The 14,741-nt window shown below is 34.2% G+C and carries 11 protein-coding genes and 1 pseudogene; 6 read left to right on the forward strand and 6 right to left on the reverse strand.

Translation table 11 applies throughout. From position 1 onward, the window contains the following. Positions 1-12 precede the first annotated feature (12 nt). Genes rhaT through rhaB form a run of 4 tightly spaced genes read right to left on the reverse strand, consistent with a single transcriptional unit; the run spans position 13 to position 4,587 of the window. A complete protein-coding gene (gene rhaT / locus AC5LWZ_RS09050) occupies positions 13-1,047 on the reverse strand; it encodes an L-rhamnose/proton symporter RhaT (RefSeq protein ID WP_198247533.1) in 1,035 nt (344 codons plus the stop codon). A gap of 31 nt (positions 1,048-1,078) precedes the next feature. Further along, positions 1,079-1,903, reverse strand: a complete 825-nt coding sequence (gene rhaD / locus AC5LWZ_RS09055) for a rhamnulose-1-phosphate aldolase (protein ID WP_493463535.1) — start codon at positions 1,901-1,903, stop codon at positions 1,079-1,081. 10 nt (positions 1,904-1,913) lie between these two features. Continuing rightward, a complete protein-coding gene (locus AC5LWZ_RS09060) occupies positions 1,914-3,167 on the reverse strand; it encodes an L-rhamnose isomerase (RefSeq protein ID WP_294893159.1) in 1,254 nt (417 codons plus the stop codon). A gap of 10 nt (positions 3,168-3,177) precedes the next feature. Continuing rightward, on the reverse strand, positions 3,178-4,587 hold the full coding sequence (gene rhaB / locus AC5LWZ_RS09065) for a rhamnulokinase (protein WP_493464199.1): 1,410 nt from the start codon (positions 4,585-4,587) through the stop codon (positions 3,178-3,180). Between the two features lie 225 nt (positions 4,588-4,812). Between rhaB and asd the strand changes: the two genes are divergently transcribed. Together asd and mscM are read left to right on the forward strand one after the other, a co-directional pair. Further along, the gene (asd, locus tag AC5LWZ_RS09070) at positions 4,813-5,661 is read left to right on the forward strand and encodes an archaetidylserine decarboxylase (RefSeq protein WP_110447522.1); all 849 of its coding nucleotides are present in this window, start codon (positions 4,813-4,815) and stop codon (positions 5,659-5,661) included. Between the two features lie 138 nt (positions 5,662-5,799). Then, a pseudogene (gene mscM, locus AC5LWZ_RS09075) lies at positions 5,800-8,283 on the forward strand (miniconductance mechanosensitive channel MscM); the annotation flags it as partial. Here the strand turns inward: mscM and AC5LWZ_RS09080 are convergent. Then, positions 8,280-8,810 (reverse strand): DedA family protein, encoded by a 531-nt coding sequence (locus AC5LWZ_RS09080; protein WP_086360037.1) that lies wholly within the window; start codon positions 8,808-8,810, stop codon positions 8,280-8,282. The pseudogene mscM and the gene AC5LWZ_RS09080 overlap by 4 nt on opposite strands. A 198-nt stretch (positions 8,811-9,008) precedes the next feature. Between AC5LWZ_RS09080 and fdhD the strand changes: the two genes are divergently transcribed. The 4 genes from fdhD (at position 9,009) to AC5LWZ_RS09100 (ending at position 13,414) form a co-directional block, all read left to right on the forward strand. Further along, positions 9,009-9,821: a formate dehydrogenase accessory sulfurtransferase FdhD gene (gene fdhD, locus AC5LWZ_RS09085; RefSeq protein WP_294910072.1), complete on the forward strand. Its 813-nt coding sequence runs from the start codon at positions 9,009-9,011 to the stop codon at positions 9,819-9,821. Between the two features lie 385 nt (positions 9,822-10,206). Further along, positions 10,207-11,025, forward strand: a complete 819-nt coding sequence (locus tag AC5LWZ_RS09090; RefSeq protein ID WP_065651819.1) for a purine-nucleoside phosphorylase — start codon at positions 10,207-10,209, stop codon at positions 11,023-11,025. A gap of 75 nt (positions 11,026-11,100) precedes the next feature. After that, a complete protein-coding gene (locus AC5LWZ_RS09095) occupies positions 11,101-12,339 on the forward strand; it encodes a nucleoside permease (RefSeq protein WP_493463536.1) in 1,239 nt (412 codons plus the stop codon). A 175-nt stretch (positions 12,340-12,514) separates the two neighbouring features. After that, positions 12,515-13,414: an EamA family transporter gene (locus tag AC5LWZ_RS09100; protein ID WP_110447518.1), complete on the forward strand. Its 900-nt coding sequence runs from the start codon at positions 12,515-12,517 to the stop codon at positions 13,412-13,414. A gap of 61 nt (positions 13,415-13,475) precedes the next feature. On the opposite strand, the gene dsdC is transcribed toward AC5LWZ_RS09100, so the two are convergent. Then, positions 13,476-14,417 (reverse strand): DNA-binding transcriptional regulator DsdC, encoded by a 942-nt coding sequence (dsdC, locus tag AC5LWZ_RS09105; protein WP_198200393.1) that lies wholly within the window; start codon positions 14,415-14,417, stop codon positions 13,476-13,478. Positions 14,418-14,741 lie beyond the last annotated feature (324 nt).

Here is a 14,741-nt window from a genome sequence, read left to right on the forward strand (position 1 = left end):
TTTTCCTTTTAATTAACTAGTCATTCCTAAACCAACAATATTGGCAGCAACAATGATTACTAAACAACCAATACAAAGAATACGTACTGGTTTTTTACCGGTACCAAACCACTCTTTTAGTGCTAAACCAACAATCCCACCACAAAGTACATAGAAACTCATATGTAACATCCAACTCATAAAGCCATATTCTGTTGGAATATTTGCATGCCCCCAAGCATAGAAGAAGAATTGGAGATACCACATTGCACCACCTAAGATAGCAAAAAGAATATTGCTAATTAATAAGGCTTTGGCAACAGAGATATCCTTTTTGAAGGATAAGTCTTTTTTAACGCAGAGTCGACTTATACAGAAACCGAGATTAATAATTGCCCCCCCACCCATGATAATGACATAACTTGGAAGTGCCACGTATAAATGATCCACACCAAGCTCAGCCGCTTTTTCATGCATAGGTACTGCAGCGCTCATAGCAAATGACATACCAGCCGAGAAAATACCACACATGATGGCAAGAAGAAGGCCTTTCTTTAAGTTAAAATCTTCAACTTGTACACCTAAGGTTTTTTCTTTCAATAAGCCGGCGTAAGTTACTATAGCAACCCCAATAACAGCAACGACTACGCCTAATAATGTCATTTTACCGCCAGTCGAGGCCAATAATTCACCAAATTTACCTTGTAATATTGGAGTCATTAGAGTGCCGACGATTAAGGTTATCCCAATAGCGATACCTATTCCCATCGACATACCTAAATAACGCATTGTTAAGCCATAACCAATGTTACCGACTCCCCACATTGCGCCGAATAAGAAGACCGGAATTAATATGTCTGAACCAAACGAACCATAGTAAGCCCAAAAATCTGGTAATAAAAAATAACTTATTGTCCATGGTAATATAATCCAAGAAAATAACCCTGCGATTGACCACATGGTTTCCCATGACCAGTTTTTTACTTTTTTAAGTGGTGCGTAAAAACAAGCAGCAGAAGCAGCACCAACAAAGTGCCAGAATATGCCTAAAATAATTGAACTACCCATATCCTTATCCTTATATTTTTATTAGCAATTTTTACTGTTTTATAGCATCTTCCAATGGAGTGACACCAAAACGCTCAGCTAACAATTTAAACTCTTCCGAAGTGATAGTTTGACGTTTGCCTCCCATTGATAACACTTTGACTAAAACTTCTGCCGATTTTTCAGCTGTATCAATTAAGCCAAAAGCTTCATCTAAGGTTGGACCTGTTCCAAATACACCGTGAAAAGCCCATAAAACTAAACTATGTTTTGCCATCTGTTTTGCAGTGGCATAACCAATCTCATCTTTACCCGGAACCATCCAAGGCACCACACCAACACCATCAGGAAATACAACTAAACATTCGGTGCTCATTTCCCACAACCATCTGGTAATTACCGCAGTATCAAGCTCTAGGACATATGTTAAAGCAATTAAATTAGTTGCATGACAGTGCATGATGACTCTATCTTTTCCTTGGCTTTGCTCAATTCTTACAATATGAGATTGAAGATGAGCAGCTAGTTCAGAAGTTGGTAAACCACCATTTATCAATCCCCACATGATGTAATAACCTTTGCCCTGTTCATCGATTTTAACAATAGCTAACGTGTCAGCAGGATCTAATATGACATTGCGGAAATACTTACCAGATCCAGTGACAATAAAGTACTGGTCAGCAAGTTTAGTGACATCTTGCGTCAAAGATACATGACGTGGTTTTTCATAAAACTCATTTTGAAAAGAGATCACATCACTTTCAAGTAACCTTAAACTGACATTACCACCATTACGCTCATCCCAGCCTTTTAGCCACATATCATAAGTGGCTTTGATCATTCCTTTTACAAACCAAGAAGAAAGAATCTGTTGCATTTTATGTTCCTTATGATCGTTTAGTTAAGACAGTTGTTTCATATTGACGAACCTCATCTAGCCATTGACCACCAACTGGAACTTCATTTAATAAACAGTACTGATCCCAAACTGCTTGCCAAGGTAATGATTTTTGTTCTTCTAGTAATGCGAGTCGTGAGGTAAAATCACGATCATGTTCATATTTTTTTAATCTTTCTGTTGGTTCTAATAATGCTTTCAATAAGCATTTTTTCATATTACGAGTACCAATTACCCATGCTGCAATACGGTTAATAGAAGCGTCAAAGAAATCTAGACCAATATGCACACGGTCAAATAGTTTGTTTCGGATGATTTCACTTGCAATATTTTGCGTTTCATCATCGAAAAGTACCACGTGATCACTATCCCAACGTACAGGGCGGCTAACATGAAGTAATAGATGTTCAACAAATGGCATAACGGCAGAAATTTTGTCGGAAATCACTTCCGTTGGATGGAAATGCCCAGCGTCTAAACATAATGCAGTTTTACGTGATGTCGCATAAGCTAAATAAAATTCATTTGAACCAGCGGTATAAGATTCAAGACCAATACCAAACAATTTACTTTCAACCGCATCAATATGATATTTTGGGTCAATTCTTTCACGAATAATTTCATCCAATGATTCAACTAAATGTTGTCTAGGACTAAATTTGTCGACAGTAATATCTTTCATACCATCAGGTAGCCAGATATTCATAACAGAAGGTGTGCCTAATTCTTTACCAAAATATTCTGATACTTTACGACATGCTTTGCCGTGTTCTATCCAAAATTGACGAATTTCTGGATTAACATGGGTTAAAGTGCCTTCATTACTTAAAGGATGTGAAAAATAAGTTGGATTAAAATCTAAACCGATTTGATGTTTTTTAGCCCATTTGACCCAATTGGCAAAGTGTTCCGGTTTAACTTCATTACGATCGACTTTTTGATCTGATTCTAAATAAGAAGCATGTAGATTTAGTCGTTTAGGGCCTGGTATAAGGCTAAAGGCTTTATCTAAATCTGCTCTTAATTCATCAGCTGTACGAGCCTTACCTGGATAATTACCAGTTGCTTGAATACCACCAGTTAATTCACCTTCTTGCTTTTCAAAACCACCAACATCATCTCCTTGCCAGCAATGAACTGAAATCGGTAATTTTGCCATTGCTGCTATTGCAGCATCTGTATCTACCCCAATTTCAGCAAATCTTGCTTTAGCGATCTGATAAGCATTTTCAATTGTGTTCATGTAGCACTCCTTAATTAATATAAAAATTTTCAATACAATTTGGTTGATAAAATTTAGTGTCAAAATTCTGTGAAATTAACTGTCTTAATGCATCAATATCCGCAATTTCACCTAATGAAATTAACTGATAGCCAACATTTCCTAATGCCGAAGATTCAATAGGTCCAGCGGTGACATTAACATTGCATAAGTCAGCACATAACTGGTTTAAAAAAGCATTTTGACAACCTCCACCGACAATGTGTAATGTCTTAATGGGATTACCACTCAGTGTCGATAATTCGTGTAATACATCTCGATATAAATAAGCTAGGCTGTCAAAAATACATCTGACTAATTGAGCGAGGTTTTTAGGCGTTTGACCACTGTTTTCTAAACAAACCTGTTTAATGGTTTCTGTCATGGAGTCCGGATTTAAAAACCGTGGATCATTGGGATTTATAAGAAACGTAAAAGGTTGTTCTTGTTTTGCCGATGCGATTAATTCAATAATATCTTTAACGTTATTTTCAGCACAAACCCGTTGAAATAACCATAATCCCATGATGTTTTTTAATACTCGATAATTACCATCTACACCACCTTCATTGGTAATATTGGCTTTTAATGCTTGTTTGCTTATCAGTGGTTGTTTTGATTCCAATCCCATTAATGACCAAGTACCCGAACATAAATAAGCACTATGTAAATTGATGATTGGTGCAGCAATAACCGCACTAGCAGTATCATGACTTGCGACTGCTATTACAGGGATATGATCACCCTTGGCACTTTTCCAATATCCAACTTGATTTCCAGGCTTACTGATATCACCAAACCATTTACGTGGTATACCAAGATAATCAAGTAAATCTTTATCCCAATCTTGAGTCGTCACATTGACAAGTTGTGTGGTGGTTGCATTGGTATATTCTCGATTTAATACACCGGTTAATCGGTAAATCAGATAATCAGGAATCATGACAAAATCAGTTACTCGTGATAACCATTCTGGTGATTCAAGCATCATTGCCCTAAGTTGATAAAGTGTGTTAAAGGTTAAAAACTGAATTCCCGTTTTTTGATAAATATTTTCTAGACCAATGTCATCTTGTACTTTTGACATAATGTTGTCAGTACGATGATCTCGATAAGAGTAAGTAGGGCCGACAATTTGACCTTGTTTATCAAGCAACACATAATCAACCCCCCATGTATCAATACCGATACTATCGAGTTTGATATCTTGTTGGATAATTTTGTTTAATCCGGTTATGATTTCTTGTTCTAAGTATGTCAAATCCCAACAAAAATTTTTACCATCACTTTTATATCCATTACTAAATCGATGTATCTCAGTTAGTGTTAATTTTCCTGTTTGAGATCGAAAACTCGACAACATGACTCTGCCACTTGATGCGCCTAGATCAATTGCAGCAATATATCTATTTGCCATTATAACTACCCTCACTTTTACTAATGAAGACAGTCTAGTGAACTATTTTTATTTACACTTTTAATCGATGGCCATTGTTAAATAAGTTTGGCAAAATTTTTAAAATGCTTGTGATCTGTACCACAAAATAAGAACAAAGATGGTGTTTTTATACTTTCATAATAAATATTGATATAATGGTTCATTTAATAAATAAATTGAGAGCTATTTATGTTAAATCAATTAAAAGCAATAATTCAGTATCTTTTACCTAAACAGTTATTAACAGTTATATTTGGTTGGTTAGCCAACAAACGTTTAGGAAAAGTCACAACATGGATGATTATTGGTTTTTGTAAGCTATACAAAATTGATCTAAGTGAAGCGAAGTTAACTGATGCTAAAGATTATCCAACATTTAACGATTTTTTTGCTCGTGAACTCAATGAAGATGCGAGACCTATTGATCCTGCGGCAAGTTCAATTGTCATGCCAGCAGATGGTGTAATTAGTCAATTCGGTAATATTCAAGATAATTTATTATTACAAGCTAAAGGCCATTTTTACTCATTAGAATCTTTACTTGCTTGTCATCCGGATATGATAAAGTTTTTTAAAAATGGCTCTTTTGCTACCACTTATTTATCACCTAAAAACTATCATCGTTTTCATATGCCTTGTGATGGTATATTACGTGAAATGATTTATGTACCAGGCTCTCTGTTTTCAGTTAACAAAGCAACAACTGAAACCATTCCAAATATTTTTGCCCGAAATGAACGAGTAATTTGTTTATTTGAAACCGAATTTGGACCAATGGCTCAAATTATGGTAGGCGCGACTATCGTTGGTAGTATTGAATTAAATTGGGCTGGTATAATTACACCACCTCGTGATGGAGTGATGAAACGTTGGACTTATGCTGGGGAAGTTAAATTAGCAAAAGGCCAAGATATGGGATGCTTTAAATTAGGCTCAACCGTTATCACCTTATTTGCCTCCAACGCTGTTGAATTTGATAGCCATCTAAAACATGGTGATATTACCCGAGTAGGTCAAAAACTAGCAGAAAGGATCTAATCTATGTTGATGCGTGGTTTTTTGTGTTGGATATTACTTGCTATTTCATGCTTTGCTGTAGCTGAAGAATCAATACCTGTTATTGATAATGAAGATCAACTTGCAGAAGTGATTACTAAACTTGATGAAAAAAATGAAGATCTTCGCCAGAATATGGAGTACCAAAAATCACATTTAACCAGCATCATTAATGAACAAAATAATATTAATACCCAAATTTCACATGTTCAAAATACCCTTGCAACACTTGCTGAACAAGGCGAATGGTTAAGTTTTTCAACCGCCTTAGGCGAAACTTTGCGCCAACAATTATTGCGATTACCAGAAAAACCAAAGTCTCAACCACTAGATGCAGAAATCGCTGAAGCGAAAGTACAACAGCTTAATTATTCAAATACCTTAAACGGATTAGATAATTATCCGACATTAAGCATTCCTTTAAATAATCTTAAATCAGCCAGTCAATATCGACGATTGTTACGTGAGCAAAGTGAACTACTTAAAACATTAATTTCAGGAACCGATACCACGATTCTTGAATTAACTAAATTAAAAATTTCCAATAATCAATTAACCAATGCTATCGATGAAGTTAATGATGCTGCTCATCGTTACTTCTTTTGGGTTGCTGATGTTAACCCTATTTCACTTAGTTTTCCTTTAGACTTAGCCAAAGATGTGGTGTATATCACCGTTTCAATCGATACGTTATCACAACTCTACAATGCTTGTTTAGAAGTGCTTAGTGCACCAAAACCACTATTCTTTTTAGTATTATCGATAATGTTTGTATATGTGCATTTTAAAATGCGAGGCAAATACAACACATTCTTAAATAAATCAGCTACTCGAGTCGGCAAAGTCACTCAAGATAATTATTCTTTAACTTTAAAAGTCATTATTTTTTCATTGATAATGGCATTACCTGTACCTATTTTGTGGGCAGCGTTAGGTTATGCGCTACAAATTAATTGGGATTACCCTGTCGCAGTTGCTTTAGGTTATGGTGTCAATGCCGCTGCGCCTATTTTGTGGGTATTCATCATTACGGCACACTTTGCATCTCCAAATGGATTATTTATTACTCACTTTGGTTGGGCAAAACAAAATGTTCGTCACGCAATGAAATACTATCAACTATCTGTTTGGGTCGTGATTCCATTAGTTGTCGTTGTGATGAGTTTTGATCAGTTTAGTAATCGCCAATTTGCTGCAACTATTGGTCGTATAGCATTTATTATCCTCTGTTTTGCTTTAGTGTTTATGACTAACTCAATTCATCGAGCTGGCGTTCCTCTTTATATTGATAAGAAAGGTTCGGGTGATAACGTATTAAGTCATATTTTGTGGTTTATGCTATTAAGTGCACCATGGCTAGCTATTATTGCTGCTTGTTTAGGTTATTTATCGACGGCAGAAGTTTTATTAGGCAGATTAGAAGCCTCTGTCATAATCTGGTTTGGCTTGCTTGTTATCTATTTTATGATTCGCCGTTGGATGTGGATACAAAAACGTCGTATTGAATTCGAACGGACTAAACAACGCCGATTAGAGCGTATGCAACGCGCCAAAGGCATCGAAGAAGATATAAACTCAATCAATGATAGTGTTGATGAACCTATTATCGATTTAGATGCGATTAGTGCCCAATCATTACAATTAGTCAGATCAATTATTATGCTTATAGCATTAATCAGTATGATCTTACTTTGGTCGGAACTTCATTCGGCTTTTGCCTTTATGAATAATATAAAGCTTTGGGGTACAAGTACCATTATCAATGGTACTGAGATTGAACAACATATCACGCTTGGTGCGGTATGTATCGCTATTTTAGTCATGACCATTACTGTTCAATTGGTTAAAAATTTACCGGCATTACTTGAGTTAGGCATTTTACAACATTTAGATTTAGCGCCAGGTACTGGGTATGCGATTACAACGGTATCGAAGTACATTATTTTGATGATAGGATGTATGATTGCTTTTTCATTCATTGGTATAGATTGGGCAAAAATTCAGTGGTTAATTGCAGCACTAGGTGTTGGTCTAGGTTTTGGTCTACAAGAGATCTTTGCTAATTTTATTTCCGGTTTAATTATTTTGTTTGAAAAACCAGTGCGGATTGGTGATACCGTTACGATTCGAGATTTAACCGGTAATATCACTAAAATTAGTACACGAGCTATTACAATTGTCGATTGGGATCGTAAAGAAATTGTCATGCCTAATAAGGCGTTTATCACAGAACAATTAGTCAACTGGTCCCTATCCGATTCAATAACTCGTATAGTATTAACCATACCAGCAACCATTGATGCAGATAGTGAACTGGTTATGAAACTTTTACAACAAGCTTGTGAAGAGTGTGAATTTGTACTTAACGATCCAGAACCACAAGTCTTTTTAGTTGATATTCAAGAAGGAATTCAACTGTTTGAATTACGCGTATTTGCGGCAGAAATGGGACATCGAATGAAACTACGCAGTGCCATACATAAACTCATTTTAGATGCTTATCGACGTCATAACTTGACCTTACCATTCCCGCCATTGCAAACGAACTTAGAAGCACTTGGTCGTAAAAGTGGTCGCCGAAGTTACAGTATTGGCACAGTTTAGCCAAAAATTGTTTCTAACCATGGCACCCCAAAAGCTCCCGGTGCCAATAGGACAAATGCCCAAATAGGAGCAGAAGCCACATTGGCAATATTGAATTTTGTTGCTGGCATATGCATGGTGCCAGCAATCAAAGGAACTACTGCCCGCAAAGGACCAAAAAATCGTCCAATAAACACCCCAAATGTCCCATAACGCTGAAAAAACTGTTCAGCACGAAACACCATTTTCGGGTATTTATTCAATGGCCATGAAGCAATTACCTGTTGATGATAATGTTTGCCTAACCAGTAAGAAATTAAATCGCCAATAATAGCTCCTAACGATGCAGCGATCAAAACTGGAACAAACGAAATCACTCCAGTTCCAATCAAAGCTCCGGCTCCTAATAAAATTGCTGTAGCAGGAACTAGTAAAGAAATGATAGCCAATGATTCACCAAATGCTAATAAAAAAATAATTGGCAGAGACCACACTTGATGAGTTTCAATAAACTGCATAATCGTATGCGTAATTTCATTTAATGACATAAAGTTGCCTCGCATAATCATTTTGGATAGGCTTTATTCTAACACAACAAATATATGATAATTCTAATGGGATTAACCATTGGTAGAATCTTACAAAATCAACTAATCTAAATATTGGGCTTTTTATTGATACTAAGCTAAGTTATTATATTTAAAATAATAGCTAGATTCAGTCATACAATTATTACGAGATAAACCATGACAGTGGGCATTAAAAACTTTAATGTAAATAAATTTAAACATGGTCAATTGCAACCATCAGAAGATGATACCGTAGCCACAGAAAAGCCAGTGGCACTAATTTATAATGGTATTTCTCATGTCGTCATGATGGCAACCCCAAAAGATCTTAATTATTTTGCTATTGGTTTTTCATTAACTGAAAAAATTATAGAATCAGTTAGTGAAATTTATAGCATTGATATTATTGAAACAGTACAAGGTATTGAAGTCCATATTGAACTATCGTCAAGACGGTTTATGCAATTAAAAGAAAAGCGTCGCAATTTAGCCGGTCTTACTGGTTGTGGTATTTGTGGCACAGAACAAATAGAGCAAGTTTGTCAATTTATTCCACCTCTTTTATCAAACGATAAAATCCGTTTATCTGATTTTCATCATGCCCTTGATTATCTAACGCAAGTTCAAACTGTTGGGGGACAAACCGGTTGTACGCATGCGGCTGTATGGTTGGATTTAACTGGTAATTTTATTGCTGGATTTGAAGATATCGGCAGACATGTTGCATTAGATAAATTGTTAGGTTATCGAGCAAAAATACAACAAGAAACTAAGCAAAACATACAAGGAATAATTCTTGTTTCAAGCCGAGCTAGTTATGAAATGGTACAAAAAACAGCTCGTTGTGGTGTAGAAATTCTATTTGCCGTATCAGCAGCAACGACAATGGCAATTGAACTAGCCAAACAAAGTAATTTAACTTTAGTTGGTTTTTTTAGAAACACCCAAGGAGTAATTTATACCGATAGTGAACGAATCACTGAGAAATAAGCTATCAATAATAAATTCAGACTAAACAATTATTTTAAATAACCAATAAAATAATTAACCATTCAACTTATTGATTTTTTGATATAAAAATAAATTTAGTTCAATATATATTATTTCACATCTTTCTTTATTTATCGAAGATCATCATAATATACGCCGAAAATAAGAACAACTTTGTTTTTATTATATATTCTTTTTTAAATGATTGTTCTAATTTTAATCAATTGTCAGTTATTGATATTATAAATAATTTTACATAACTGATTAATAATCATAATGATTTTCTTGAATTTAAAATTAAAGCATTAGTAAAAAAGTTTCTTAAATAATGATTTTTAATCGTGTTATCAATTAAGCGTATACTTAAATTTGAAAGGATAGAGTCATGCATCAAACAGCAGATATACAACAAGCAGTAAACTATATTCAACAACAAACAGATAAAAAACCTACAATTGGAATTATACTTGGATCTGGTTTAGGCCCTTTTGCCGATACTCTTGAAGATGCAGTACATATTCCTTATGACAATATCCCTCATTTTGCCAAATCTGCTGCTGTCGGTCATGCTAATGAATTAGTTATTGGTAACTGTGGCGATAAAACCATTGTTGCCATGAAAGGGCGTTTTCATTATTACGAAGGTTTTTCATTGGATCAAGTTACCTTCCCTGTTCGGGTAATGAAAATGCTTGGCGTAGAAAAACTTATCATTACCAATGCCTGTGGAGCGGTTAATACCAGCTTTAAACCGGGTGATTTAATGATAATTACAGATCACATTAACTTAACCGCTAATAACCCATTAATGGGGCCGAATAATCCTGAATTAGGTGTACGTTTTCTTGATGTAAGCGAAGTATATAATAAACAATTACGCGCAACAGTTAGCGAAGTTGCTAAAGAACTTAATATCACGTTACAACAAGGTGTTTATGCATGGTGGACTGGCCCGACTTATGAAACGCCAGCAGAAATTAGAATGATCAGAGTATTAGGTGCTGATGCTGTTGGTATGTCAACCGTACCAGAAGCAATTATTGCTCATCATTCAGGTATTAAAACCATCGGAATCTCATGTTTAACCAATATGGCTTGTGGCATTTTAGATCAACCTTTAGGTCATGAAGAAGTTATTGAAACCGCTGAACGAGTTAAATCAACTTTTTTACAATTGATTACTAAAACAATTGCTCGTTTTTAGTTTTTAATAGGTAATTCTAAAAAGTAATTTTTTATAATTTTATACTAGCAGTTCACTTTATTTTGGATATAAATAATGAACATAAAACATAGATTACAAGTCATGATGTTTTTCCAATATTTTATTTGGGGAAGCTGGTTAACGACTTTTGGTATTTATTTAATCAACACGTTAAATTTTTCTGGTTATGACGTTGGTTTGGTTTACAGTACTAAAGGCTTTGCTGCATTAATTATGCCGTTTATTATTGGTATTATTGCCGATAAATTTATTCCACCTAAATACTTATTTATGCTTTGTCATACTATGTGTGCTATTGCGTTATTTTATGCAGCCTCAGTAACAACACCAAATCAACTGTATTGGGTGATGCTGGTTAATGCAATGGCTTTTATGCCAACTATAGCATTATCTAATTCATTAAGTTATCACTGTTTAGATAGGAGTAATTTAGACACTGTTACGGTTTTTCCAAAAATCCGCGTTTTTGGAACGGTAGGTTTTATTATCGCAATGTGGACCATCAGTTTACTAAAATTCGATATAAGCAATGCTCAGCTCTATATTGCTTGTACGGCTTCCATTATTTTAGTTATCTATAGTGCGACATTACCCAATATTGAAATCACCAAAAACCAACAACAATCATGGATTTCACGTTTAGGTTTAGATGCATTTGTGTTATTTAAAAAACCAGTAATGTTGATATTTTTTCTGTTTTCGATGTTATTAGGTGCTATATTACAAATCACTAATACCTTTGGTGGTGCATTTTTAAAAGATTTTGGCAAAATTGCCGAATTTCAAGACAGCATAATTGTTCAACATCCAGCGATATTATTATCTGTTTCGCAAATGGCAGAAGTTGCTTTTATTTTGACTATCCCATATTTTCTTAACAAATTTGGCATAAAGAAAGTCATAATGATCAGCTTAATTGCCTGGACACTTAGATTTGGCTTCTTTGCCTATGGTGATCCAACACCATTTGGTTTTGTATTATTGATGCTATCAATGATTGTATATGGTTGTGCATTTGACTTCTTTAATATCTCAGGATCCATCTTTATTGAAAAAGAAGTTAATGCTAATATACGTGCTAGTGCCCAAGGGTTATTTATGACCATGGTTAATGGTATCGGTGCTATTATAGGTTCATTTATTAGTGGTATTGTGGTTGATATCAATACACATGATGGATTAAAAGATTGGCACTCAATATGGTTAAGTTTTGCAGCTTATGCATTAGTTTTAGGTATAGTGTTTTATTTTACCTTTAACTATGACCAACATAAAACCGAATCTGCGAAGTAATAACTTATCAATATAAATAAGGGATAACTTATCCCTTATTTATCCTCTGTTTTTTTGAGTATTCCCATACCGTAAAAATAGTGACATAAAGCCACAGGATATTTCTTGTTGGTTATAATTTTTATGTGCCAATAATTGACGACACATATAGTTTTAAAAGTAATGAGATTTAGCTATGAAAGAAAAATTTTTAGGTGGTTTATTAGTTTTTTTAGGCGCTTGTAGCTTCGGCGTTCTCTCTTCTATTGTAAAGACCGCTTATAAATCAGGTTATACACTAGGCCAAGTGACTGGAGTTCAATGTTTCTTTGGTATGCTGATACTATGGGGGATCCATTTTATAGTAAAAGCCACCAATAAAAATAAAGTAACGAATAAACACAAAAAAAGCTCAACTAAAAAATGGCATATGTGTGCCGTTGGTATATTTCCAGGCTTAGTTGGGATTTGTTATTATCAATGCGTGCAATTGGTTCCTGCATCTATTGCTATTATTTTGCTTATGCAATATTTATGGATAAGTGTCATTATTGATTTTGTTATTTTTAAAAATAAACCAACGCCTATTCAGTTAGTAACAATCATTACAATTATCATTGGTAGTTGTTTAGCCGCAGGTATATTCAATCAAACCATTAAGTTGAATTTAACTGGATGTTTATTTGGTTTTTTAGCCGCATTAATGTATTCGCTATTTATTACCACTAGTAGCAATATTGGTAACGAATTACCAAAATTAGAAAAAAGTGCACTCATGATAACCGGAGCTTGTATTGTCACCTTTATTATTTTTCCACCACTATTTTTCTTTGAATTCAGTATTGGTGATAAAATTTACCAATTAGGTTTTTTACTGGCATTATTAGGAACTGTCTTACCACCTTTTTTATTCTCGGTAGGTATTCCAAAAATTGGCATTTCATTAAGTGCTATTCTATCAGCAGCAGAACTTCCCGTTGCAGTAACATGCTCTTATTTCTATTTGAGAGAATCGGTATATTTCAACCAATGGATTGGAGTGATCATTATTTTGTTGGCCATTGCCTTACCTAATTTAAAACACCTAAAAAAATAATAATCCTACAATGTATTAAGTGTAGTAATAGAATTACTGCACTTAATTGTCTGAATCATAATTATTCTTGTATATGGCTTTTAAGCCATTGCACAAAAACATCTATTTTAGGATTATATCTTTCATGTGATCGGCAAATATAATAACGCTGTGCACATGGTGCTTCCATATCTAAAAAAGGGGCAATCAGTTTCCCAGATTCTAGATATTTCTTGAGAGTCTGTTTTCTACCTATAGCAATACCAGCATTATTGATTGCTGCAGCAACAACATGGTCTGAACGATCGAATAGCAAATTTTGCATCTTAATAAAATCAAAAGATAACGAAAAGTAATTTGCCCATGTTTGCCATTCATCAAAACTAAAATCTAACATATCGCCTGTGTTATAATGTAATAAAGTACATTTTTTTAAATTTTCGATATTATTATATAGATTAAATTGCTTAGCATAATCAGGGGTACATACTGGAATAAGTGTTTCACTAATTAAATGTTCACAATCTAATTCATCATAATGCAAAGAATCATAATAGATTGCTAAATCAACTGGATATTGGTTAAAATTAATTGGGGTATTGCCTGATATCATATTCAAAATGATATAGGGGTAAGATTCCGTAAATTGCGATAACTTTGGAATCAAACATTCTTGAATAAAAGATGGGCAAGAATAGATAGTAATAGCACCGGTAACATCTTTATTTTTAATATCAACAATTTCTTGATTTAAAATACTTAATGACTTCTTAACCACTGCAAATAAATTTTTACCATCATTGGTCAAAGTTATCCTACGATGAAATCGGTTAAATAATTTAAAATTCAGTTCTTCTTCCAGTTTGTTGATTTGATGACTTACAGCACTTGGACTAATACAGAGCTCTTCTGCGGCGGAAGCAAAAGATAAATGGCGAGCAGCAGACTCAAATGTATGTAACTTTGATAACTGATAACGGTTAATAAAACGGCTACTATTTGACACTTTATCTTCACTATTCATTTACAGTGATCCCAAAGAACACCATACAAGATCATCTTACTAATCTAATCTATTACCATTCAGAAAGCCACTGTTTTTTATCAGTTTTACGTAAAGATAATGTTGCAACAATTTAGCTCATGCAAAGTTAATAATAGATCATTTGTCAAATACTGGACAAAAAACATAAAAAATACTAGTATCTATTAGCATAAAAAAGTATAGTGTTATCAAAAATAGCAAAGAAAAGTAATCTATATTTTTTATAAGTTTTAGCATCTATAAAATAAAGTCTTTACCGTGGTTGATATATTTTGTTATTTAGTACATTTAGTAAAATGACAC

Source organism: Gilliamella sp. LMG 34362 (genome assembly GCF_984569125.1).